This is a genomic window from Aminobacterium sp. (assembly GCF_034926885.1).
Classification (GTDB): domain Bacteria; phylum Synergistota; class Synergistia; order Synergistales; family Aminobacteriaceae; genus Aminobacterium.
On record NZ_JAYFQR010000030.1, the window covers coordinates 1 to 23950 of the forward strand.

The window sequence follows — 23950 nt, forward strand, 5'->3', positions numbered from 1 at the left end:
CCGCAACTTCCATTCCGCCACTACTATTGGACAGGGTGAGCCCATTTATCTTTGAATTGGCGGGAGCCAATCATACGGACTGGGATTCCCGCCATTCACTTTATCACGTTATCAGGAAGCAAACTATGGCCCCTTACAAGATTTTTTCTAATCTGTATAATCTTGACCGTCCTTTAAGGAATGTCCTGGTACACGATCAACTGTAAAATCGGATCTTTTCCCTAAAATTGCTTGTTCGGGAGTACCATTATGATCAGAGCGTTTTGCAATAAACTCAAGAACTCTATCAGCAGAATCCACTGCATTAAATGCCTTAATAAAACGCGTTGCCCATTCCTCTGTTTCATCAACAATTCGCCCTATAATTTCAGGGGACTCGCTCTGAATTATATCTCCCATGGGCAAATTAGCTTTTTTATAATTTCCGTCTTTTCTACTGTATCCTTGAGCGTCACACCACTCTACAATTTTCTGCCATGTTTGCTCAGTTACACCACGATTCGGCTCTTTGACATACGCACCGTTTTCTGTAATGGCGTTCCCCGTATCTGGATCCATTTTGATTCCAAATATAATGTTCTGGAAAAGAGTCGCAACATTTCCCTTATTAATGCCAAAACGGGCAAATTTAGCCACCTTTTCAATAGGAGTACCAGAAATACCGTGCTGCGCAATTGACGCACCATAAGGGCGAATAGCATTGGCTATTTCAAGGGTTCTTTCAAGATCTATGCCTTCCTGCTGGCCTGTATCATAAGTTCCATGCAAACTGCCATTAGAAATAGCAAGAAGATCTGGGAAGATTCCCCACGAATTAAGCCCTCCAATAAAGAATTTTGCTTCCTCTACTGTGGTTAATTCCCCTGCCCCTTTTATCTCACCTACTTCAACTTCCAATCCAAGATAGGGAGGAATATGCATTGCTACATCACGAGTGCTGCAAAGATTTTCCCAATCTGGCAAATGAGAGGCATCAATGGCAACAGAAGTCCATCCTTCTTGAATAATTGAAGGAATATGACTTACAGCCTTGAAAAGATCCGCTTCGGACTTAATAGCATAATGGTCGACATGCAGACCAAAGATCACACCATGTCCCAATTCAGAAGAAGTTTTTACTGCATATTCCGGAAGATTTTGGAAATTTCCGGCACAGTACGTCGCTTCTGACTTCGCTATCTCAATAAAAACAGCCGCATTCAATTTTTTAGCAGCCCTGAACACACCTTTTATTGTCAAAGGGTTCCGTGCATTAGCTGCAAGAATAATAGCATTTGCTTCTCTGAAGGCTCTAACAATGTCTCGACCACTGACCAATCCAACTTCTTCATTTCCCCATAAAGCCTGAACGTTCAGAGGGCGTTTTTTCAGCATCTCTTTATATGAGGCGCTGTTCGTTCTCATCCGTTGTCACGCTCCTTATATAATTTTCCTAAAATATTTTTATCTCAAATATAGACACCCATAAATGACATACAATACACTATACCACAAGCTTTTTATAGGGCTTGTTCAACCTTACGAATTGTCTCATCATCAAGCCAATTCATCCAATCCTCTTTGTATTCCTTGAGATACCAAAGAGCTGTTTCTTCTGCAGTTGCTTTATTTTTTTGCATATAAGCTAACGCCCTATTAGACTTATCTAACGTTGATTGATACTTTTTCAAGAAAGTGACAATATCAGGATTTTTTTTGCAAAATCAGCATTAATAAGTTTAAGAACTTTTGATTTGGGATAGGCGCATCCATGATTTTCTTCCCATTTTTCCTGATCGAACAATGGTTCTTCAAGCATTGTCATATCAAGAGTACCCATTATTGCGGTCGGTTCCCAATGATAAACCAGAATCGGCTCTCCTCTTTGATAGGCACGCATAATAACTGTCGTCAAAGCTGTTCCTGATCCTGGATCGAACGCTATGAAATATTCATCTAATCCATACGCTTCGAATTTATCTTTATTAATGGAATGACAAACCCATCCAGAAGGAGCATTATAAAATCTTCCTTTGTTTGGTTCCTCTGGATCTTTGAAAAATTCCCAATATTTTGGAAGATCCATCACAGACTTTAGATTCGGCAATATTGGATCAATCCCTCGTTCGGGATCTCCTTTAATAACGTATGTAGGGACATACCAACCTTGAGGAGCGTCAGGATAAGTATTGCCAAGACTAAGAACCTTTCCTGCTTCTTTGTTACGTTTCCACCATTCAGGAACGTTATCAACCCAAAGGTCCAATACTACATCATAATTTCCTCGCTCAAGCCCCAAAAGACCTGGCATTGAGTCAGCAAAAACATAGTCTATTTTTTTGCCATATCCGTGTTCCAGAATAAAACCAGCCACTCTATTATGTATTTGAACAGAATCATAACTTAGATCAATCATAACAATCTCTTTTTGACTGGCTAATGCTTTTGGGGAGAAAGGGGAAATTATTAGAGACAAACCACTTATGAGAAGTATTATCGAAACAAAATATTTTTTCATATAGCTACCTCCTTTATTCCTAAGCGAAGACATATGAAGCATAGCTATACAATTTTCTTTCGGGGAATAAACCATTAACAATAATTAGTTAACAAAAAACACAACACTACATAATAAAAAAATCACCAGCAATTTAGTAGTTTGTCACGCCATTTATTTTCTTCTAGTAAAAATATGCTTCATATGCACAACACTCACTATAAATTAACATGTTGGAACTATTGCGTCAAAGAAAGAAGGGCACTTATCACTAACAATCCTACTATATTGCAAACAGAAAAGAAGAATTCTTTTGTAAAATCCTTCTTTTCTGTTCAGTTAAAAAACTAAGATTTTAACGTAAACCATTCCACATGATCATAATGATAGCTATAGGAGCAAAAAAGCGCAGTATCAAAAGCCATGGAGACATAAGAGCAAAGTCAAGTCGGCCATTGTTGGAAACATCATCTTTGATTCTATCTGTTACAACCCATCCAACAAATAAAGAGATCAAAAGACCACCTGTAGTCAAAAGGATGTTATTGCATACCCAGTCCATGGCATCAAGAAAACTCTTTCCAAAGAGATTAATAGGATAGGCTCCCTGAGAAAGAGCCGATGGAATTCCGAGAAGAAAGATAGCTGTTCCCATAAGAAAGCAACTTTTTCTTCTACTCCATTTCAACTCATCTTTACAGTAAGATACAACAACCTCGAAAAGAGATACTGACGAGGTAAGAGCAGCTATAAAGAGAAGTGCAAAAAAGAGCGCTGACCAGACCATACCGCCCCACATTTTCGAAAAAACTGCGGGCAAAGTTATAAAAGTGAGACCCGCCCCAGCCCCTGCATCGATGCCAAAAGAAAAAACAGTAGGGAAAATGATCAATCCAGCAAGAAAAGCAACAAGGGTATCAAGAAGAGTAACTGTAGCAACTGATTTAGGAATATTTTCATTCTTACCAATGTAGCTGCCAAAAGTTATGAGAATTCCCATACCGAGAGAAAGTGAATAAAAAGCTTGTCCTAAAGCATCAATAATAGTACTTCCTGTAACTTTTGAAAAATCTGGCTTAAGATAAAAAGCAATACCTTTTGATGCGCCTGGAAGCGTCAAAGCCCTGACAACAAGTATCAGTATGATAAGGAAAAGTCCTGGCATTAGAATTTTGCTGGCCCGTTCAATACCTTGACCAACACCTTTATACACCACCATAACAACCATAAGCATAAAAGCAAAAAAAGCCAGAAGAACTTGAGTAGGATTAGCAATAAAACCTAAAAAAGCATTCTGTACAGCCGACGTATCATTAAGAGACATAAGGCCTGTGAAAGACTTAAAAATATAAGCGAATGTCCAACCTCCGATAACGGCATAATAAGAAAGAATAATAAAGGCTACAGCCAGCCCCATCCAACCAACGAGAGGCCAGGCGCCTCCTTTTAGCTCTTTGAAAGCTCCCACAGCATTCTTTTTCGCTGCGCGACCAATAGCAAACTCTGCCAACATTACTGATGCTCCTATAGTAAATGCCAAAGCAATGTATATCACGAGAAATGCAGCTCCACCATTTTTACCCGTAATATAGGGGAAACGCCAGATATTTCCAAGACCAACTGCTGATCCCGCTGACGCAAGAAGAAAGCCAACCCGGCTTCCCCACTGCTCCCTTTCTTTTTCTTCTTGTCTCATAAAAATCCCTCCCTGTAATATTTGAATATTCAAAACAGATAGACGCATAACATAAGCGCTCTTTATGGCGTTAGTAATTTAGTTATTTAAGAATTTAATGTGATCTTGATGACTGAATAAAAAAAAGGGCCGAACCCTAAAAAGGGCCCGACCCCGAAAAGTCTGCTGGCTAAAATCAAATGCCAGTAGGCGCTCCGGAAGAGGGCCCGCAGCTAATAATAACGAGGAGTATAATTATTATGTTAACTAAAGTATTTCGATTTATAATCACTACGTTCCCCTCCTTGCCTCTGGTGTATTTTGTATCCTCGAAAGTGGCGCTATTCTATATGTTATTTTCAGACTTGTCAAATTCTATTTTATTAAATATTTCAAGGTTCACCATTAAACACATTTCTGCGAAGAAAAGGGGTTGCAGTTTCATAAAGACCATGGTAATATACCCATCGCTGTGTGAGACGTAGAATGTTGGGGAATGGTGCAACGGCAGCACGCCTGACTCTGGATCAGGTAATCCTGGTTCGAATCCAGGTTCCCCAGCCAGAAAAAGAGGCCCCATCGACTAGTGGTCAAGGTCGTCACCCTCTCAAGGTGGAGACACGGGTTCGAATCCCGTTGGGGCTACCAATATAAATTTAAAAGAGGCTAGAAATTCTAGCCTCTTTTTTTGCTTTTTGGATAACAACGAGAGAAGAAGAGAACTCTCTACTTGCCTTCGTCTTCCTCTTTTAATCTCTCTTCCCAAGTAATAAACGAGTGGTAGTAAAGTTCGTCGCCATCATCAATTCCACGGGTAATTTCTGTTATGTGGGTATGGGCGGCACCAATCTGCTCCAATACATATTTTACAGCTACCTCTGGCATACTGTGTTCCCCACAGGTATAGATATCAAGAGCCATATACTGAGCTTCTGGCCATGTATGGACAGAAAGATGCGATTCACTGATGACCACAACGCCGCTCACTCCATTGGGAGGAAATCGATGAAAGGACACGGACCAAACCTGCGTATTTGCTCTTTTTGCCGCTTCCACTAAAATCTCTTGCAACCGTTCAACCTGTCCGATAACGTCCCCACATCCCGAAGCCTCAACAATAAAGTGGTACCCCTTTGGTGACATTTACCCTCCTCCTCTTTCTACAAACAAAATTGCCCTCAGGCCAAGTGGAATAAGTATAGTACAAAAGAACACAAAAGCACAAAAAAGAAAGTAAAAAATCTTGAATACTTTTCACACTGTTCCCAGCACAAAAAACTATAAAGCAAAACGATAGTTAGCTAATTATTGTGAACGCTTTAAAACGGGGGTAAAATTAAAATTAAAAGTGTAAGGAGGATAAAAAGATGGAAACAAGTTATTTAAAGTCTGGTAAAAGGATTCTTGAACTAGATGCCGCTCGCGGAATCCTCATGATTTTAATGGCTCTTGACCATTCTTCATCATTTATAGGTAACATTCACTTTAGTGAAATGTGGGCTTTGCCCATGCCGGATTATGGTAATTCTCTGCTCGCTTTTTTCACGCGATGGATTACACATCCTTGTGCTCCTGGTTTCACTTTCCTTATGGGAACCGGAATGATTCTCTTTGTTGAATCAAGGATAAAACGCGGTTGGAAAGCGCATGCTATGCTTCGTCACTTTTTCATCAGAGGATTTATTCTTCTATTTTTATCACTCACTTTAGAGAATTTCTTTTGGAATTGGGGATTTTTAACTAAACAAGGTGGTCCCAAATGGTTCATCTTTTTCACTATTATTTCAACATTGGGTATCTCTATGATGGCAAGTTCGCTGTTAATGAAATTACGCTCCTTATGGTTAGTAATCTTTTCGATGATTTGCATTATTGTAACTCCGTTCTTTCTTCCCTTAGGTCTCCCTATAAAAGAAATAGCTGGGCAACTTTCTATGTCTCAAATTCTTCTCTTTACACCTTGGGAATTTAAAACCTTTGTGGGGCCAATAGCTTTTTGGGTCTACCCACTTATGCCCTGGTTAAGTATAACTCTTTTAGGCATAATATTCGGACGCATTCTTATCAAGTACGGAGATGGTGCCTTTAAAAAAACAGGCTTGGTCGGCGGAGCTTTTCTACTTATCTTTGCCGCAATGAGATTCGCTGGATCTTTAGCCAATATAAATACACTGAAACCAAATGGACTAATAAGCTTTCTTTCCATCACTAAGTACCCACCAAGCATAACTTTTATCCTCTTAACTCTCGGCATTTTATTTCTCATGTTGGCAATGCTTAACCATTTTGCTTCTCATATGAGTGATAAAAACCCTTTAGTAATTTTTGGGAGAGTGCCTTTGTTCTATTACATGCTCCACCTTGCTCTTTTTAGTGTTATGGGCAAAATCATCTCTGCATCAGGATATGCTGTAGCATACGGGGCATGGGGGACAGGAATCATTTTGCTTTATTTTCCCTGCAAATGGTGTGCTAGATTCAAGAAAAGTACCTCTATGGATTCAATTTGGAGGCTATTCTAAGATCATATAGTTAAGACAAAACATAAAAAAGCAGCTTATGGAATATTCCATCAGCTGCTCTATCATTCTAATGGTGGAGCTAAGGGGATTCGAACCCCTGACCTCTTGAATGCCATTCAAGCGCTCTCCCAGCTGAGCTATAGCCCCGCATCGCGGAACGTGAGTATTATAAGTAGCCACAGCAGTTCTGTCAACCTCTGAAAATTTTATTTTCTTAAAAGGGGACCTAAAATCACTGTCTAAGAAGGGTCTCAAGCATGATTGTCCTTATATATTGGCAATGAGAAAATATAAAGATACCTAAATATAACCATGAGGAGAACTTTTCCATGACTTTAAAAAAATTAGCAACAACACTTTGCTGTTTTTCCACTTTAGCCCTTTTTTATCTCTGGGGATCTATTCCGGCTGAAGCTATAACTCGTGGAATAATGGCGGAAGCTATTGTTGATGCTTTAGCGATACCCAGATGGACAGGAGAAGAAAGATTCTCTGATGTGCCTGAAAATCATCCCGCCTTTTCAGCCATAGAAACAGCACGGTCATACGGCATTATATATCCAGGAGAACGTTTTCACCCTGATTTGGAAGCAACACGAATTGAAGCCCTTTATTTCGCTTTTAAGGCTATGGGGTGGTCTCATGAAGCTTCGCTTATGGGGAAACTCAATTTTGAAGAAAATAACGAGATTCCGGAATATATGGTTTCATATCTATCTCTTGGCAAGACTTGTGTACCAAGTGCTCCTCAAAAGTTCTTGACTGAACCTAAAGGAAATTTAACGGATGACGATCTTAAAAGTTTAGTTGATTGGTTGTTGCAATGTCGTCAATCAATTGTCTGGGATGAGATATTTCACGGGAAATATACGTCTTTACGCATACATCGCGAAAAGATAGGGACACCTCCTCGTTCATGGGCTATTTTTGTAAAAGAAGCGCCTGATAAGAATTCAGCTCTTCTATTGCAAGAAAAAATATCTCTTCAGGGATTACCTGCTTTTATAGCAAATACTGAATGTGCTTTTGCCGTATTTGTCGGTCCTTATTCTAATTACGTAAAAGCATGGGAAACCCTCTCTGCTATGCCTTCGGAATTTGTTGGGAATGTAGTCCCCTACAGTGAGCAAGGGAGCAACGCTCTTTTTTGGGCAGCTATATGCTCAATAGATGGATATTATCCATCTATCATAACTGCACCTTCTCAAGGAAGATCTCTAGCCTCATTAAGTAATATAGCCAAGAAGGCAAAGGCAGAAGGAGGGATTAATGGTGGTTTTTTCGCTAGTAAAAAACCTATCGGGACCTTACTTATCGATGGGGAACCTGTTTCTCCCTCATATACGTCACGTTCTGCCATTGGGTGGTCAGATAAAGGAGAGGCTTTCTTCGGCAATGGAGAGTTTCGAATAGTGCTGCGAAAAGAAAACTGGATCGCGCCAGTACCCCTTTTAAATACAATGCCTCCACAAAATAGCTTGGCCCTTTTTTCGTCTGAAGCAGGTCCTCTTGCTCGTCCTCTGCCCCAAGACAGCCAAGCCTTCTTATTAACTAACGGGCATGTTAGTGAGCTTAATGGAATATCTAAAGCTAAACGAATAGTTCCTTCAGGAAGTCTTCTTTTAGCTGCTCGAGGAACAGGAATACAAGTTGTACGCTCTTTACTGGAAAAAGGGAATCCACTCTCTGTTGAAGTTGAGTGGCGTGACCCAGTTATGCAAAAATCAAAGTTTGCGTTACAAGGGGGACCAATGCTTTTAAAAGATGGAGAGTTACAATCAAAAAATGAAGGTTTTTCTGTAAATCTTCGTAATCAAAAACATCCACGCACCCTTGTAGGGTCAAATGGTAAGAAACTTTGGTGGGTCGTTATCGATGGCCGAGATCCATGGCACAGCAACGGGGTAACCCTCATGGAAGCAGCTCGACTTGCAGATAACCTGGGAATCTCTACCCTTCTGAATCTTGACGGAGGAGGCTCTTCAGAGCTTATATGGAAAGACTACATCATTAATTCCATTCCTGGTGGGAAGGAACGCCCTTTGCCTTACGGCATTTTCTTTGGTTCGGAAGAGGGGGAATGAAGCCATACTTCCGATTGTGGCACAGCAATACGTATACCAGAACGATCGAAAGCTTCCTTCACGCGTAGGCGGTATTCTCGCGATAAAACCCACTGGTCACCTGGTGTCGTATCAAAGAGGGTTCTCAATAATATAGAACTATCGAGAAAATCGAGAATTCCCTGTACTGTAGGAGGCCCTATAAAAAGAGAAGGGTTCTCTTCCTGCAAGCTATTGGCTGTCTCTTCCATAATGTGCATAGCCTGACGAACATCTGTATCGAAGGGCACGCGCAACTTTATGGTCGCACGAGACCAGTTTTTCGTGTAGTTAGTAATGCCATTAATGCTTCCATTGGGAATAATAATAAGATTTCCATCAATATCTCGTAGGTGAGTGGTTCGAAGGGTTAACTTTTCTACTGTTCCGCCCCCCATAGACGTTTCTATCCAATCCCCTACACCATAATGATCTTCTAATACGACAAAGATACCGTTTAAAAAATCACGAATTATATTCTGTGCAGCCATGGAGATTCCTAAACCTGCTAATCCAACTCCTGTAAGTATAGGAGTAATATTCACACCGAAACTACCTATGATGCTCAGCACAAATACAATGGCAATAACCCATTTCACAACATTTAATGTAATACCTTTCAATGTCTCTACCCGTTGTAAAGCAGATGGGCGTCTTTCATTATTTTCACTTTTTTCTATCCGTTTTCGAAGAAGATCAAAACTTCTGGAAAGGGCCAAAAGAACAATCTTACTAACAATAATCCAAGCAATGAGTAAACCTAATGCAACAATGAGCTGATGAGCAAAAGGAAATGCAGCCCTGATCCCTTCCATTTTTTTCTCTCCTTATCTCTGCACAATAAAACTTACATATCTGTTATATCTTCTATGTTAATATCTGAATGGTATCGCTTCATATATGAATTAAAAGCTTCTAGCTGACTAATTTTAAAAGGGATCTGCCATCCCTTACCGTTCTCTTTAAAAAAACGAGCATAAAACATATTTTTCTTACGCTGTAAAACTACAGAATTAATAACATCCCATGACAACGTTTCTTCTTTTTTCTTTCCCCAAACAGATCGAACATGAACAACTCCCTCTGGAGAAAGAGACATAGAGGTAGAAATGCCTCCTATAGAAAAACATACAACTCCCACTAAAATATAGGGAAACATCAGCTTCAACTCAGCAATAGAATGAGAAAAGAGCTTACCCAGCCCCAGCGCTAAAATTATGAAACCAACGGCTGATGCCATAATCCTCAGCCATTTAGGAAGAGCAAAAGAAGACTCTAAATTTTGTGTTTTCATAACTTACCCCCGTTAAGGAATACGTATTTCATCAAGAGCTTCACTCTCGTTTGATATTTCTACCCCTTTTTTAAGGTTAAGCAATTCTTCATTGATATATTCTGCCTCTAGGTCTTTTTGAACTTGTTCCTTGACTTGCTCATATGGCAAAAGAGCTCCGCCTTTTTCCTCAAGCAATTGAATGATGTGAAATCCGTACTCCGCTTTTATCGGCTCACTAAAATCCGTTACTTTCATCCTCTTAACAACATTAAAGACTTCAGGAAGTTCGCTTTCTTTAATCCATCCCATATCACCGCCATCACGCGCCGTAGAAAAATCCAAGCTAAGCTGAGTGGCAAGTTTTTCGAAGGGAATTCCTGTTAAAAGACGAAGCAAGACAGAGTGAGCTTCAGCCATATTTCCGACAAGTATATGGCGAATATGGTATTGTTTTTCTTGCGTGTATAATTCCGAGTGGTTTTTATAAAAAAGTTTGGACGTTTTCTCGCTAAGATCCCAATTTTTAGAAAGAGATTCAACGTATGCATCTGCTAATACGTTTAAACGTGTCCATCTTAGACGAGCTGCGACATCAGCGTTGAACTGTAACCCTTTAAGTTGGGCTCCTCGCGCTAAAAGCAGCATATTCGTAACGCCATCAAGAAGCTCATTTTGTTCATCATTGCTCATCCGCTGAACTATCAATGCAGCTAAAGCTCTGTCAACTCCTGTGTGCTCTTGTATCAGAAAGAGAATGTCATCATTGCTAACTGTTTCAATTCCAACACGAACTGGTTCTTTAAACTCTTTGGCTTCAATCACTGATGGAAAAGTTATAGCTGTTACAATGCAACAAAGAATAGGAATAATAACTTTTTTAATACTTGTGGGCATTACAAAGTGCCTCCTTTACCGCCTTGCGTCTGAATGATTACCATCTGGAGCTGAAGGATAAGGAATAGGAACATACTGAACAGAAGGACGTCCTAGCCCTGATTGAGGATACAGCTTCATAATATTACAAATTTGAGAAGAAAGATCTGTATTCACCGGCAATCCTAGAGACACCGCTTCTTCCGCAGTTATAGGGTAATCGTGTGTCCATCGACCTTCAGTTAATACTGTAGCCAGTTCTATTGCCTTTTCTTCTCCCATTTTATCTTTTAAAAGGTTATATACAAAAGAACGTGTTTGTTTCACGGCTTTCCTGCTCACGTCAGCAAGTATTAGAGTTGTATCATCAATTTCAGAGACTGGCTTCTCTTCAACAGCTCTTAATATAGAAGCTGCGGGATATTGCCCTATTTGAGGATCCACCGGGCCGAGTACTGCATGTTTATCCATAAGAATTTCATCAGCTGCAAGAGCAATGAGAGTTCCCCCAGACATTGCATAGTGAGGAACAACAACTGTAACTTTTGCCGGATGTTTGTTCAATGCATAAGCTATTTGTTCTGCAGCAAGCAATAAACCTCCCGGAGTATGAATAATGAGATCTATGGGTGTCCCCTCTGAAGTAAGACGAATCGCTCGAAGCACTTCTTCAGAATCCTCTATGTTTATGAAGTTCCGAGAAAACATTCCAAAAAAACCGATGCTCTCTTGTCGATGAATAAGCGTAATGATTCTACTTTTACGACGTTTTTCGCACGTTCTAAGTGCCGTAATTCTTCTCCAATGTAACAATTGCTGCTTGAGTTGGGGATAGATGAAAAAGAAGACAAAGAATAGAAACCATATATTAGATCCTTCCATGAGGCACCTCCTTCATTAAATTCAGGGGGATAGTGCCTTTTATTGTACATGGCAGAACTCTCTCTGTCATCATAAAAAAAGGCGGCTTTAAACTGCCGCCTTTTTTTCTTTCTTTTGTTTTTTGGGAGTCTTTCTACTTTTGACCGTAATCTCTCCGTTACTCAAACCGATAAAAACCTGACTCCCCCGTTTAACTTTTCCTTCAAGAAGAAGATCAGCTAATCGGTCCTCAATAAGCTGTTGTATTTTACGGCGCAAAGGCCTGGCTCCAAACTTAGGATTGTAACCCTTTTCAAGAATAAACCCCTTCGCCTCTTCGCTTACATTGATATCGATATCGTGGACTAACAGTCTCTTTTTAATCTCATTTAACATAATATCGACTATAGACAACATTTCTTTTTTGTTCAAAGGTCTGAAGACAACCATTTCATCAATACGATTTATAAATTCTGGTCTAAATGTTTTCTGAACAGCATCTAGAATATATGATTTTGTTTTGCTCCAATCAAAATAGCCGTCTGTCTCTTCAGTTACAGAAAAGCCCAGAGACGTACCTTTTGCTAGTTCCTTAGCTCCAACATTACTTGTCATAATAATGACAGCATTTCTGAAATCTACTGTATGTCCCTGACCATCTGTAAGTCGCCCATCTTCAAGAATCTGAAGTAAGGTATTAAAAATGTCTTCATGAGCTTTTTCTATTTCGTCGAAAAGGACAACTGAGTATGGACGACGCCTTATCGCTTCTGTTAGTTTTCCACCTTCATCGTAGCCCACATAGCCAGGAGGAGCTCCTATAAGTTTACCAACCTCATGGCGTTCCATAAATTCACTCATGTCCAAGCGAATCATGGCTTCCTCACTTCCAAAAAGAAACTCAGCCAATCTTCTGGCTAACTCCGTCTTTCCAACACCAGTGGGACCAAGGAAAAGAAAACTTCCTACAGGACGTCGAGGATCTTTCATTCCACTTCTTGCACGTCGTATAGCTCTTGAAACAGCATTAACAGCCTCATCCTGCCCAATAAGCTGGCGATGAATTTCCTCTTCCATTCGAAGTAATCGATGAGATTCTTCCTCCGTCAATTGCGCCACAGGGATATTTGTCCATTCGCTTACAATCGTCGCGATATCATCAAAACCAACAAGAGGCTTTTCTTGGTGTCTTCTTGATTGCCAGTTTTTCTTATTCATTTCAAGTTCTTCAGATATCTGACGCTCGGTATCACGTAAACGTGCTGCCTTTTCAAATTCCTGTGATGTTACTGCCGCCTCTTTTTCCTTACGAACTTCTTCAAGATGATATTCTATATCTTTCAACTCTGCAGGAATTTCCATAGTTTTAAGCCGGGCACGAGCCGCTGCTTCATCGATAAGATCAATCGCCTTGTCGGGAAGAAAACGATCCGTAATGTAGCGGGATGAAAGTCGAGCCGCTGCTACAAGTGCATCGTCAGCAATATTTACTCTATGGTGAGATTCGTATCGATCTCGAAGCCCCTCAAGAATATGCACCGTATCATCGATAGAAGGTTCATCAACAAAAACAGGCTGGAAACGGCGTTCAAGGGCCGCATCCTTTTCTATATATTTTCTATACTCTTCAAGAGTCGTTGCGCCTATAACCTGAAATTCTCCTCGAGACAAACTCGGCTTAAGAATATTAGCCGCATCGACAGCCCCTTCAGCTCCGCCAGCTCCAATTATTGTGTGAATCTCGTCAATAAAGATGATAATATCTCCAGCCTCTCGAAGTTCCTTCAAAAGCTTCCTCATTCGCTCTTCGAATTCGCCTCTATACTTTGTGCCTGCAACGAGATTGCCCATATTCAGCTGAACTATTTTTTTCCCTCGCAAAATTTCTGCGATATTACCATCGTTTATCTTTTGCGCGAGTCCTTCAACAATAGCTGTTTTTCCTACTCCTGGATCGCCAAGGAGAATAGGATTGTTCTTTGTGCGTCTCGCAAGAATTTGAATAACTCTCTGAATTTCTTTATCTCTGCCTATTACTGGATCTAATTCATCTTTCTTGCTTTTTTCAGACAAATCAACGCCTAACTGATCAAGGGTCGGCGTTTTGCTGTTCATTCGATTCTGACCGTCTCCCAGCATTTCGGTTTGGGGCATTCCATCCGCCTCGTTATTGCTGATAAAACGTCCTATTTCTCGCTGTATTACCGTCGTATCGATTCCCAAAGATAAAAGAATCTGTGCAGCAACACCTTCTCCTTCTGCCAAAAGACCAAGAAGAACATGCTCTGTTCCTACATAGTTAACCCCCATATTTCTAGCTTCCTTAATAGCAAGATCAAGCACCCTTTTAGCCCTAGGACTCAAGGGAAGATCAATAGGCTTCAAAATAGGTTGCCCTTTGCCTACAAGTTCTTCTATCTGACGGCGCACTTCTAAAAAATTGACACCTAATGAATTCAATACTTGAGCTGCAACTCCTTCGCCCTCTACTAAAAGTCCCAGAAGTATATGTTCTGTGCCAATCACATCATGCCCCATACGAAGAGCTTCTCTGTGAGCAAGCTGAACTACTTTTTTACCTCGTTCTGTAAAAAATTGCCACATAGCTTTTCATCCTTTCAAATGGTACTCCTTTAAGCAAGAGCAAGACCTCGAAGCATTCTTCTCAACACCTCTGCTTGCAAAGCGTTACGTTTATATGGTGAAACATCAAAATCAGACGTGGCCAGCTCATCAACAAAACGCATAGCAATTTCTATTAAAAGACGTTCTCTGGAAGAAAGAAGTTCTCTCTCTTGTAAAGCTGCTAATAATCTCTTAGCATCTTGCTCACTGATAGCATTTCCAACTATTTCATCAATATGATTAACCTTTTCTTCCGGCATATCGTAACAAATACGTACAATACGAATATATCCGTGTCCACCACGTTGGCTCTCTACAATGTAACCTCTTTCTGGAGTAAAACGACTTCTTAAAACATAATTAATCTGACTAGGAACGCAGCCAAAAATCTCTGCAAGATCCTTACGTCGTAGAGAAACTGCGTCTTCCTCTACTTCATCTTCAAAAAGTTTATTAATGTAATCTTCAATAATCTCAGTTAGGCTAGGCATAGCTGAAACCTCCTACACCAAATCGTTGGGTATTCTTATTGTAGAGGGATGGTCAACATTAGTCAAGATAGGCATCCTCTGTACAAAAGTGATCACTTTTCGCCAATTCTCGACTCTTCTCCGTGTTGCATTCGTTTTATATTTTCTCGATGGCGAAATGATGCTAATAAGGCCATGAAGAGAACAGCCAACACGTAGGAAGGTTTGAGTTTCAAAATTAAGAAAAAAACAGGGAGGCTAAACAACGATATAAGGGATGCCAATGACACATATCGTGACACTTTCATTACTCCATACCAGATTATTCCAGCAGTGAGTGCAGCGTATGAGCTATAGGGAGGAATCATAAAAAAGACAACTCCAAAAGTTGTTGCCACTCCTTTTCCCCCCTTAAAACCGAGCCATAAGGGGAAATTGTGACCACAAACGCTGGCGAAGGCAATTGCTGCAATAAGGGGGGGGCTTTCTACATTCATTACTCTTGCAAGAATCAAAACAACGCCACCCTTTATCATGTCAATCAACGTTACGGCTACAGCCCACTTTTTACCCATTCGGCGCCCGACATTAGTCGCACCAATATTCCCTGAACCAAAATTTCGAATATCTTCGTTACGCAAAAGTTTTACGATAACATACCCAGTAGGGAACGAGCCTGCCAAATACCCTACGAGAACCCATATCCAGCCAGACATTTTTACCTCCTCACAACAAAAGCATCAACAACAACAGACCCCTTTTTTTTAACAAAAACAGGGTTTATTTCTAACTGAACAAGCTGATCTTCTATGCACGCCAAATTAGAGAGACGAGCAACCATCTTAGCAAAGGCCGCAACATCATAACTAGGCCTGCCCCAGGCACCCTTTAAGAGGGAGTACCCCTTCAAATCTCGAATCATCGCCATAGCGTTTTCTTCATCTACAGGAGCTATTCGCAACACACTATCTCGAACGGCACTCGCATAAACGCCTCCCAGACCAACAGAAAGGACAGAGCCAAAGATAGTATCTCTTTTTATGGCCACAGTACATTCGATACCATCTTTAAGCATTTCCTGAACAAGAACACCTCTTATGTCAGCCTCTGGATTGGCCAAGCGAGCTTTTTCTAGAGTTCGCCCGTATGCATTCCTCAACTCTTCTTCGCTATTCAAGTTTAGAGCAATAATACGAGCTTCACTTTTATGAACGATATTAGGAGACATTACTTTGAGAGCAACAGGGTATCCAATCATTTCGGCAGCTTCAAGTGCTTCTTCCAAAGATTGACATAAGTACTCTCTCGTTACATCGATATTGTGGAAAGCAAGCAATCTCTTTGCATCATATTCTGTCATTTTTTGTGGCAATTTAGGAAGTAGATCCTCTCCTTTTATCACGCATTCCTCACAACTTACTGGCATCATTTTATCAAGAGATGGAACTGGAGCACTTAGACCGGCAAGTGCTCGAGCACACCTTCTAGGGCTGGTAAAGAATGGAATGCCTTCCTCATTCAACATTTCTTTAACTTCCTCTTCCTCAATATCTCCAATGGAACAACAAACTATAGGATGCGTTTTCTGGCGAGCTACATCAAGTAAAGCAGCCAAAATATTACGAACCTCTTCACCCTTGCTTTCAGTAAGTATTGCTGTAATTATATCCAGGTTTGGAGAATCCATAAGACGACGAAGAAGATACGATATATCCTCTGATCCTTCGGCACCAAGAGAAGCTAAATCGATAGGATTTTTAACGTAAACATTATCAGGAAGACTTTTCTTAAATTCTCTCTGTAAATCTTCGGGAATAGAGGGAACCTTCAGCCCCTCTTCAAAACAATTATCTGAAAATGTAATTCCGGCTCCTTGAGAAGGGGAAACAATAACAGTTTTTCGGCCATTCGGTGGTATAAATGAATTATAAACTCTTGCAAGGTCAACAATTTCATCCACATCTCGAAGAGGAAGTATTCCGAATTGTCTAAATGCAGCATTCCAAATTGAAGAATTTCCCGCAACAACAGAAACATGACTAGTAATAGCCTGGCGAGAAGATACATTAAGCCCGCCTTTAAGAACGCCTATCCGAACCCCTTTTATATTCGCGTCACGAGCCATTCTTAAAAATGCAATTCCATCATGTAACCCTTCTAAGCAAAAAAGCAATAATTTTACAGAGGAATCCTTTAGTATCCATCTGCCAATATCCACTGTGTCAATATCGGCCGTGCCCCCAGTTGTTACAACATAACGGAAATTTGTTCCCGCCATCCTAGCAGCAGATGCGATAGCAAACCCCAAATCACCGCTTTGAGATACGAGAGCAACTTTTCCACATTTATCTTCCCAGCTAAAACTTCCTTGAAAAGGAGAAATAACAACATTATGCTTTAAATTCATAAATCCCATAGAATCCGGGCCTAGAAGACATACTTTTTCCTCTTCCAAACGCTTGTTTACTCTATTGATATCTTCCTGACTCCAAATGCTACTTTGTTCTGAAGAAAGGAGCATAATATACGGAATTTTTTGTTCTGCACATATATCTATCCAAGGTAATACTCTCGGCAATGGGACATCTAAAACAGCCAAATCTGAAGATTTTACTGGCTCTGTGCCATCATGAACTTCAAAAATTTGCCCTGTAAATGCAGACTGCTTTAAAGTTTCTACTGCCCGAGCACACGCACCTCGCCACGCAGATCCCTCACCAATAAAAGTAACTGACTGAGGACTAAATAATCTATCCAAATTAGCATTGAACATTAGAGATCAGTCCTTCCTGATGCTCACATAGAAATAAGGGAGAGCTTGACGCCCTCCCTTATTATAATCAACTATGGGAAGAGAAAAATTAATCGACGAGACCTTTTATTCGATCCGAACCTTTTTTGACATTTAAAGCAACAAGATCTTTCTCTTGAAGCACATCCCATTTCATATTTAAAAGTAATAAGAACAAAGCAGAAAACCCATCAACACGCCAATTTGCGTTCTCTTTTTCAAAAGCTTTAACAATGGATTCCAACTGTTCCATACCGAGGCCGTTCTTGTGAATATCTTTGATAAAGCGATCTAAATCTTCTATTGTTTTTATTTCAGAAGCTTGCAACATATCATAAAGATATGTAAAGCTCTCAGCTAAATATTCTTCAGTTGGATAAAAAGCAGGGAAACCGGCTTTAACTGCATTTGCTGCCCATTCTTCCGCTATCTCTTTATGTTCTTTAAAATAATCTGCTAAATTTTGTTGAGAAAGAACCTGAGATTGCTTTTCCTCTTCTTGTACAGGCTCCGTTCGAGAAGGAGCAACAAGCATAGAAGAATCCTTCGCCGCATCCCACAAAGCTAAAAAGCCTTCGTCAGCTTCTTCAAGAAGTGCACTAAGCCGTATAAGTTTTCTTTTCAATTTCTTCTGTGTCAAAGTATCAGTGGCGGTGGTACTCACTTTGGGAGAAATTGTAGCCCATGCTTCTTGGATCACTGTCCGAACAAGCACTGTACACTTTAAATCTCTATATTTACTCCACTCCCGAAGTCTGCTCCGCTCATTTGAAAGAGAAACAACATATGAAATAGAAGGATACCCAAATCTTTCAGGGTCATTCACCAAACTTGACGTCGTAACTGAGTGGGCAAGATCTACAAGAAATTCTTGCTGCAATATCTTTTCCACATTACGTACATCTTCTGGGAAATGGAGCAATATCCGCACCTGAGAAAGGTCTTGAAATGCTCCAAGCGAAGAAAGTTCACCTTCATCTCTCTTCGCTAACTCTGAAATAAATTCATCAGGGTTTTTCGCGCTGCCTTGAATTCCATACACCATTATATCTTCTTGCCCAATTAAATCTTGAACAAGATTCTTCACACGCATTGTAAATTCTTCGTAAAGAGAGAGCTTCTCTACGTAAGCTCTGCCCCATTCTTCAGCCTTCCGACCTTCCATACATTAATCACCGCCTGTTAATGTTAGATCATTTCGTCTTCTGCAAACCCGTTAGAGGTATTGCTCCTCCACCAGCTTCTGAAAATCAGAGGCCGTAAAGCCGTCTGTAGTATATATTAAGTCGCGCAACTTGAAAAGGACAATTTAGTTTTCAGGCCTTTTTAAGGCAATTTGCAAGAATTAAATGTAACCTCGCAATATATAAATTGTCTGGCGCGAGCTGTTTTGCTCTTTCAATGGCATCCCATGCCTCTTCTGGAAGACGAGATTGATAGGCAGCATGTGCTAAAAGAGAAGAATAGAAAGCTTCTTCTTGTTGGGCCTTTTCAGCTAAAGAAACGTTATTTTTCTTGTGTAAATCTTCCCAAGCTTGAGACATCATCATATATACTTTACGATCTATCAAATTGAGTTTAATGGCTCTACGCAACGTTTGCAAAGAGTCAAAATGATTATCTATAATTGGTTCTATCCATGTGGGCGTTGTTTTATATGGTATAGAAAGACTTCCGAAGAAGCGTACTTTTTCTATCTTGATTTCACTATTAAGCTCCTCAGTTGCTATTTTTTCCAAAGAAAAGATGTATTCCCACCCTGTACGGAGTAATTCTGCGAAATTCTGCGTTTTACTCAAATCAACCATACGTCGTACTAACTCTTCTGGTGAATTCTTTTTCATTTCAGCTTCAACAGAAAGTGCTAGTGGGCGAGGAGAATAAACAGGCACAATGCGAACCTTTTTCAATGGCTCACTTCTCAATATCTTCTTTTGGGGCTGTATCTCTTTTGTTTCACCGTTTGCATCACGCTGCTCTTCATGAGGCAAATTCTTCGATATTATATCGTCTATTCGGGTATAAAGATTAAATTCTTTATGAAGACCTGCCATCTTCTCAAGACAATACTTCCGTTCTTCTTGTGCTTCCCAATCTCTAGGATTGAGAAGAAGCACTTCTCTATAAATCTGTTCTGCTTCACTGTACGCCATCAATGAAAGAGCACGTTGGGCAGTTTTTTTCTTCTCGTTCGCCTGGGCTAAAATTTGTGATTCTTCCTCCAAGCGCTTTTCATCTTCCTCATGCATAGCAAGGATATCCTCTATGACCCTCTTCTGAGTAAGAGATTCCATATTCCCAGGCTCAAGCAATAAAATTTGGCTATAAGAATCTAAAGCCTTCTGCCAATCTTTCTGATCAAAGAAGCAACGAGCTATACCTAAAAGTGCAGGGATATTACTTTGCTCTATCCGAAGTACTTCTCTGTATGATTGCAGCGCTTTATCTCTAGATCCTAACGCATAGAGCAAATCTCCCAAACGAAGATACGCTTCACTATTATCTGGATCTACTCTCAATACCTTAAAATAAGCATCAACAGCCTCTCCTCGTTTACCTGTGTTCTCGAGAGTTTTGGCTATTGCTATTAAAGCTTCGGTGTTTTGTGGGTTTTTCTTTAAGACCTTTTGATAATAATTTAATGCTTGATTATACTCTTTTAATTCATAAAAATCGTGACCTTTAGAAAGCAACGTTTCAGGCGCAGTCAACGTTTTATACATATACAAACCAGCAGCAGCAGAAAGGGCCAAACCTAAAGCTAACGTTTTTTTCCCGCCCCAAAATGCCTCTTTATTTTTTTCATCTTCTAAATTTTCCGATATAAGCATTTTGGGTTCTGTTTCTGGCTCAATTTCTTTCTCTGGTTTTAATTCAAAATCATCTTCTGCTGTAGACTCGTTTTTTTCTCCATTCTCAAACAGCGACTCAGCTTCTACGTTGATACTTTCTCTCTTCTCGTTTTGTCTTTCTTCTTCAATCTCAATTTGCAAATCTCCCCGTTCTTCAACGTCTGTTTCTACTTCGGGGAATGTTAATTCAAGTTCTGATTTTGATACATCTTTCTTTTCTTCTATTTCCTCTTCGTCACTTTCTGTTTTCGCAAGAGCAACAACAGGAAGGTCAAGAGGTGAATGTAAAGCTACTATAGGGAGCCCTAAATCATTATTCTTATGTTGAACGGTATCGCCACGAAGCCATTCTTCTAAACTTTTTTTCACCTCAAGAGCTCCTTTCTTAAAACATCAATTGCAATTTGAATCTTCATTAAAAAGTCTACCAACATTAACATCATACTGCAATCCCATTCGATGGGTTTTCTCCAGAATGTTCTGTATCCTTTTAATTATTCGATGTTTATGTGACCCGGCCCAGTATATTTGACCACATGATGGACATTGTGTAAATTCATCATAAAATGTCCGAGTAAGAGGCTCTATTGAGTCTAGGATCTCCTTCTTTGGTACAGGGCAAAGAATTTCATTGCATAAGCTACACCTGCTAAAGGGGAGAAGCCATTTATGCACATCATAAAATGTCAGAACTTCTACCAGCTGCGCCCATGGATTCTGCTCTCGAATAAGCCGACCATATACAACAATTTTTCTCTTCAAAAGAGAACGATCACGAGTTAAAACAATACGCTGCTCTTCCATAGAAATTTGGGCAATTTTTTCATCATGCCACTTGCTATTATACGCAGAATCAAGCCCCATAAGCCGAAGAAGGGCCCCTAATTTTGCCACATTAACGTCAATTATAAACCGTGGCATCAAGTAGGGATCAGGACGTAAAAGTGTTGCTTGTGTTACATCTACAGGAGGTAAAAAGGGAAGCACTTCAGCTTGGTCATCCATATCAAGGATAGAGTCAAAACCTGCTGACATGCCATTTATCTTTATTCCCCCCACTTCAGTATGAGGAACACCCAATGCTTCTATCGCATCTTTCACTGAGGTTCGCCTCTTTAATCTAAAGCTCAGTTTCGAAAGTTTCGATTCAGGTCTTTTTAAAAAATATATAAAGACATCAGAGAAAGAAATTTGTGCCCTCATCCCCATACTGAACCCCCCCTTCAAAAATGCCTAGGCGCACATTTATTTGTATATTATAATCGCTTTATGAGATGCATACTTGTAGTTCTGGATGGATTAGGCGATAAGGGAATAGCAGCTATAGGGAAGCATACTCCCCTTCAAGCTGCTCGGACACCTAATTTAGACTATATTGCAAAAACGGGAAGTTGCGGACTCTATCACAGTTGTCTGCAAGGACAGGCTATGCCCAGTGAAATGGCCCATTTTATTATGTTCGGTTATGATCTTGCTGACTTTCCTGGAAGGGGGTACATAGAAGCAAAAGCGGAAGGTTTCCCCGTTCAGGATAATGAAGTCGCTCTCCTCTCAAGAACATTTTCTGTTGCCAAAACAAATAATTTTTATATTCTAAAGGTAGAAAAAATGGATTTGGCACCAGATCTGTTGAAGCCTCTTCACGAAGCCATTAGATTTTATCGAAAAGACAATATAGAAATAGAATTTATCCCTACAAAAGGAATTGCTGGACTTTCTATTATGCGCGGATTGGGACTTTCTTCGGAAGTTACAGATTCGAATCCTATCTACGAAGAGCGCCCCATAATGAAGGTCCTTCCAAGAAAAGACGCCTGCGATTTAAAAAAAGCCCAACATACGGCAGCGATTCTCAATGAATATGTAAAATGGTCATATTTGGTTTTATCATCCCATCCTATAAACATAAAGAGAGTAAACAATAACGAGCCTCCCGTAAACTTTATTGGCCTTCAAAGAGCAGGACAATATCGTCCTCTTCTTCCCTTTCATGAAAAATGGGGACTTAAGGCCTTATGTATCGCTTCTGGAGCAATTTATCATGGTTTATGTTCTATTCTTGGTATGGATATACAGCGAGTCAAAGATTCAATCTTTCCTGGCAAAGACTTGGAGGAAAGACTTCGCATGGCCTACTATGCAACTGACTACGACTTTATCTATGTTCATACCAAAGCTACTGACGAGGCAGCACACGAAAGAAATTACCAAAAGAAAATTGATGTTATAGAGCAACTTGATAAGGCTTTTGAATTCGCTCGGAAACACATTATTCCTGATAACGATGTTTTATTTATCGTTACTTCGGATCATTCCACAGCAAGTGTAGGAAATATGATTCATTCAGGAGAAACTGTCCCTATTCTCATGTCAGGATGTTATGCAAGGAAAGATAACGTTAGAAAATTTGACGAAATAAGCTGCGCCCAAGGCTGTCTTGGATTATTGCGAGGACACGAGCTCATGTATATGATTTTGAATTTGCTTGATCGCGGAAAATTGGCGGGTCTCATGGACTCCCCTATCGATCAACCGTATTATCCGGGCCATTACATTCCCTTAAAGGAGTGAAAAGTATGGATGAACGCATAAAAAAAATTCTATTGGAGAAGCCTGATCTCATTTCTGATTTTCCATCGTGGATGTTGCCATCTGAAGAAATAGAAAAGATGCTAAAAACACAGGATATTGTCATTTTAGAAGTAGCAGGAAGAGATAGCTTTGCAGCCCTCTTCAAGTATATGGAAAATAACACTGTAAAGGGCATTTTGCCAACAATAGCTTATACCGCAACCGAATACGGCCTTTGGGAATGCCTATACGATAACCTTGATTACATGAAAGGTCATTTGAGTACACTCTCTGTTGATATTTATACTCCTGTTGTTATGGGAGCCCCTTCACTCTGGAAAAAGCTTTGCGGCTCAATCACCACCACATCTATTCAAAAATTTGGATTCTATACCCCTTGTATCGGTTGCCACTTATATTTACACGCTATTCGCATTCCCTTAGCTCTTCTCATCGGAGCCAAGGCGGTTATAGCCGGAGAGCGAGAATCCCACAACGGTATGTTGAAAATCAATCAGCTACGTGTATCCCTTGAAGGCTATCTTAGCTTATATAAAAAATTCGATTTCTCTTTGGAAATGCCTATAAGATATGTGAAACAAAGCAGCGATATAGAAAAAATACTAGGCGTTCCGTGGGATCGGGGGAAACGTCAATTAGAATGTGTTCTAAGTGGCAATTATGTAGATGAAAATGGAAATGTCACCTATGATGAAGATGCTATAAAAAAATACCTCAACGACTTCGCCATACCTCTTATAGAAAATTACATTCGAAAAAACATTAGTAATTAAGGTTTTCTGTATAACCGCACATAAAAAAAGGGAAACACAAAATGTGTTTCCCTTTTCAACTC

General features: G+C 40.1%; 18 protein-coding genes, 3 tRNA genes and 1 pseudogene. 6 read left to right on the forward strand and 16 right to left on the reverse strand.

Annotation, left to right across the window (positions count from 1 at the left end; genetic code table 11):
- Positions 1 to 147 precede the first annotated feature (147 nt).
- The 3 genes and pseudogenes from VB083_RS10645 to VB083_RS10655 form a co-directional block, all read right to left on the reverse strand.
- Positions 148 to 1404: a class II fructose-bisphosphate aldolase gene (locus VB083_RS10645; RefSeq protein ID WP_323402044.1), complete on the reverse strand. Its 1257-nt coding sequence runs from the start codon at positions 1402 to 1404 to the stop codon at positions 148 to 150.
- A 221-nt stretch (positions 1405 to 1625) separates the two neighbouring features.
- Positions 1626 to 2572, reverse strand: a pseudogene (locus tag VB083_RS10650) (ABC transporter substrate-binding protein); the annotation flags it as partial.
- Positions 2573 to 2831: 259 nt separating this feature from the next.
- Positions 2832 to 4172, reverse strand: coding sequence for a sodium-dependent transporter (locus VB083_RS10655; protein ID WP_213690293.1), 1341 nt, complete (start codon positions 4170 to 4172; stop codon positions 2832 to 2834).
- 469 nt (positions 4173 to 4641) lie between these two features.
- On the opposite strand from VB083_RS10655, the gene VB083_RS10660 reads away from it, so the two are divergent.
- Positions 4642 to 4715, forward strand: a tRNA-Gln gene (locus VB083_RS10660).
- Between the two features lie 8 nt (positions 4716 to 4723).
- A tRNA-Glu gene (locus tag VB083_RS10665) sits at positions 4724 to 4799 on the forward strand.
- Positions 4800 to 4877: 78 nt separating this feature from the next.
- On the opposite strand, the gene speD is transcribed toward VB083_RS10665, so the two are convergent.
- Positions 4878 to 5294 carry an adenosylmethionine decarboxylase gene (speD, locus tag VB083_RS10670; protein WP_213690294.1) on the reverse strand — a complete coding sequence of 139 codons (417 nt, stop codon included), beginning with the start codon at positions 5292 to 5294 and terminating at the stop codon, positions 4878 to 4880.
- Between the two features lie 224 nt (positions 5295 to 5518).
- On the opposite strand from speD, the gene VB083_RS10675 reads away from it, so the two are divergent.
- Positions 5519 to 6673: a DUF1624 domain-containing protein gene (locus tag VB083_RS10675; protein ID WP_323402046.1), complete on the forward strand. Its 1155-nt coding sequence runs from the start codon at positions 5519 to 5521 to the stop codon at positions 6671 to 6673.
- Positions 6674 to 6744: 71 nt separating this feature from the next.
- Here the strand turns inward: VB083_RS10675 and VB083_RS10680 are convergent.
- Positions 6745 to 6820, reverse strand: a tRNA-Ala gene (locus VB083_RS10680).
- A 182-nt stretch (positions 6821 to 7002) separates the two neighbouring features.
- Between VB083_RS10680 and VB083_RS10685 the strand changes: the two genes are divergently transcribed.
- On the forward strand, positions 7003 to 8757 hold the full coding sequence (locus VB083_RS10685) for a phosphodiester glycosidase family protein (RefSeq protein WP_213690296.1): 1755 nt from the start codon (positions 7003 to 7005) through the stop codon (positions 8755 to 8757).
- Here VB083_RS10685 and VB083_RS10690 read toward each other — a convergent pair.
- The 11 genes from VB083_RS10690 to VB083_RS10740 form a co-directional block, all read right to left on the reverse strand.
- On the reverse strand, positions 8721 to 9590 hold the full coding sequence (locus tag VB083_RS10690; protein ID WP_213690297.1) for a mechanosensitive ion channel family protein: 870 nt from the start codon (positions 9588 to 9590) through the stop codon (positions 8721 to 8723). The two genes, VB083_RS10685 and VB083_RS10690, sit on opposite strands and share 37 nt — an antisense overlap.
- A 32-nt stretch (positions 9591 to 9622) precedes the next feature.
- Complete coding sequence (locus VB083_RS10695) at positions 9623 to 10069, reverse strand: hypothetical protein (protein ID WP_213690298.1); 447 nt, start codon at positions 10067 to 10069, stop codon at positions 9623 to 9625.
- Positions 10070 to 10081: 12 nt separating this feature from the next.
- Positions 10082 to 10945 carry a peptidylprolyl isomerase gene (locus tag VB083_RS10700; RefSeq protein WP_213690299.1) on the reverse strand — a complete coding sequence of 288 codons (864 nt, stop codon included), beginning with the start codon at positions 10943 to 10945 and terminating at the stop codon, positions 10082 to 10084.
- Between the two features lie 15 nt (positions 10946 to 10960).
- Positions 10961 to 11806 carry an SDH family Clp fold serine proteinase gene (locus tag VB083_RS10705; protein WP_213690300.1) on the reverse strand — a complete coding sequence of 282 codons (846 nt, stop codon included), beginning with the start codon at positions 11804 to 11806 and terminating at the stop codon, positions 10961 to 10963.
- 87 nt (positions 11807 to 11893) lie between these two features.
- On the reverse strand, positions 11894 to 14389 hold the full coding sequence (locus VB083_RS10710) for an ATP-dependent Clp protease ATP-binding subunit (RefSeq protein ID WP_323402047.1): 2496 nt from the start codon (positions 14387 to 14389) through the stop codon (positions 11894 to 11896).
- A gap of 29 nt (positions 14390 to 14418) precedes the next feature.
- Entirely contained in the window at positions 14419 to 14901 is a 483-nt protein-coding gene (locus tag VB083_RS10715; protein WP_213690306.1) for a CtsR family transcriptional regulator, read from the reverse strand.
- A gap of 92 nt (positions 14902 to 14993) precedes the next feature.
- On the reverse strand, positions 14994 to 15596 hold the full coding sequence (plsY, locus tag VB083_RS10720; RefSeq protein ID WP_213701127.1) for a glycerol-3-phosphate 1-O-acyltransferase PlsY: 603 nt from the start codon (positions 15594 to 15596) through the stop codon (positions 14994 to 14996).
- A 2-nt stretch (positions 15597 to 15598) separates the two neighbouring features.
- Complete coding sequence (locus tag VB083_RS10725; protein WP_213701128.1) at positions 15599 to 17653, reverse strand: acetate--CoA ligase family protein; 2055 nt, start codon at positions 17651 to 17653, stop codon at positions 15599 to 15601.
- 88 nt (positions 17654 to 17741) lie between these two features.
- Complete coding sequence (locus VB083_RS10730) at positions 17742 to 18836, reverse strand: RelA/SpoT domain-containing protein (protein ID WP_213690309.1); 1095 nt, start codon at positions 18834 to 18836, stop codon at positions 17742 to 17744.
- A gap of 151 nt (positions 18837 to 18987) precedes the next feature.
- Positions 18988 to 20892 carry a tetratricopeptide repeat protein gene (locus VB083_RS10735; protein ID WP_213690310.1) on the reverse strand — a complete coding sequence of 635 codons (1905 nt, stop codon included), beginning with the start codon at positions 20890 to 20892 and terminating at the stop codon, positions 18988 to 18990.
- A gap of 24 nt (positions 20893 to 20916) precedes the next feature.
- Entirely contained in the window at positions 20917 to 21732 is an 816-nt protein-coding gene (locus tag VB083_RS10740) for a Mut7-C RNAse domain-containing protein (protein ID WP_307879505.1), read from the reverse strand.
- 60 nt (positions 21733 to 21792) lie between these two features.
- Here VB083_RS10740 and VB083_RS10745 point away from each other — a divergent pair, with 60 nt between their 5' ends.
- Together VB083_RS10745 and VB083_RS10750 are read left to right on the forward strand one after the other, a co-directional pair.
- Positions 21793 to 23094 carry an alkaline phosphatase family protein gene (locus VB083_RS10745; RefSeq protein ID WP_323402048.1) on the forward strand — a complete coding sequence of 434 codons (1302 nt, stop codon included), beginning with the start codon at positions 21793 to 21795 and terminating at the stop codon, positions 23092 to 23094.
- A gap of 5 nt (positions 23095 to 23099) precedes the next feature.
- Entirely contained in the window at positions 23100 to 23888 is a 789-nt protein-coding gene (locus VB083_RS10750) for a hypothetical protein (protein WP_213690312.1), read from the forward strand.
- Positions 23889 to 23950 lie beyond the last annotated feature (62 nt).

What these genes read in the sequence shown, in the direction of transcription:
- VB083_RS10645 (WP_323402044.1), bottom strand. Translation starts at nt 1,404, where the DNA reads ATGAGAACGAACAGCGCCTCATATAAAGAGATGCTGAAAAAACGCCCT.
- VB083_RS10655 (WP_213690293.1), bottom strand. Translation starts at nt 4,172, where the DNA reads ATGAGACAAGAAGAAAAAGAAAGGGAGCAGTGGGGAAGCCGGGTTGGC.
- speD (WP_213690294.1), bottom strand. Translation starts at nt 5,294, where the DNA reads ATGTCACCAAAGGGGTACCACTTTATTGTTGAGGCTTCGGGATGTGGG.
- VB083_RS10675 (WP_323402046.1), top strand. Translation starts at nt 5,519, where the DNA reads ATGGAAACAAGTTATTTAAAGTCTGGTAAAAGGATTCTTGAACTAGAT.
- VB083_RS10685 (WP_213690296.1), top strand. Translation starts at nt 7,003, where the DNA reads ATGACTTTAAAAAAATTAGCAACAACACTTTGCTGTTTTTCCACTTTA.
- VB083_RS10690 (WP_213690297.1), bottom strand. Translation starts at nt 9,590, where the DNA reads ATGGAAGGGATCAGGGCTGCATTTCCTTTTGCTCATCAGCTCATTGTT.
- VB083_RS10695 (WP_213690298.1), bottom strand. Translation starts at nt 10,069, where the DNA reads ATGAAAACACAAAATTTAGAGTCTTCTTTTGCTCTTCCTAAATGGCTG.
- VB083_RS10700 (WP_213690299.1), bottom strand. Translation starts at nt 10,945, where the DNA reads ATGCCCACAAGTATTAAAAAAGTTATTATTCCTATTCTTTGTTGCATT.
- VB083_RS10705 (WP_213690300.1), bottom strand. Translation starts at nt 11,806, where the DNA reads ATGGAAGGATCTAATATATGGTTTCTATTCTTTGTCTTCTTTTTCATC.
- VB083_RS10710 (WP_323402047.1), bottom strand. Translation starts at nt 14,389, where the DNA reads ATGTGGCAATTTTTTACAGAACGAGGTAAAAAAGTAGTTCAGCTTGCT.
- VB083_RS10715 (WP_213690306.1), bottom strand. Translation starts at nt 14,901, where the DNA reads ATGCCTAGCCTAACTGAGATTATTGAAGATTACATTAATAAACTTTTT.
- plsY (WP_213701127.1), bottom strand. Translation starts at nt 15,596, where the DNA reads ATGTCTGGCTGGATATGGGTTCTCGTAGGGTATTTGGCAGGCTCGTTC.
- VB083_RS10725 (WP_213701128.1), bottom strand. Translation starts at nt 17,653, where the DNA reads ATGTTCAATGCTAATTTGGATAGATTATTTAGTCCTCAGTCAGTTACT.
- VB083_RS10730 (WP_213690309.1), bottom strand. Translation starts at nt 18,836, where the DNA reads ATGGAAGGTCGGAAGGCTGAAGAATGGGGCAGAGCTTACGTAGAGAAG.
- VB083_RS10740 (WP_307879505.1), bottom strand. Translation starts at nt 21,732, where the DNA reads ATGGGGATGAGGGCACAAATTTCTTTCTCTGATGTCTTTATATATTTT.
- VB083_RS10745 (WP_323402048.1), top strand. Translation starts at nt 21,793, where the DNA reads ATGAGATGCATACTTGTAGTTCTGGATGGATTAGGCGATAAGGGAATA.
- VB083_RS10750 (WP_213690312.1), top strand. Translation starts at nt 23,100, where the DNA reads ATGGATGAACGCATAAAAAAAATTCTATTGGAGAAGCCTGATCTCATT.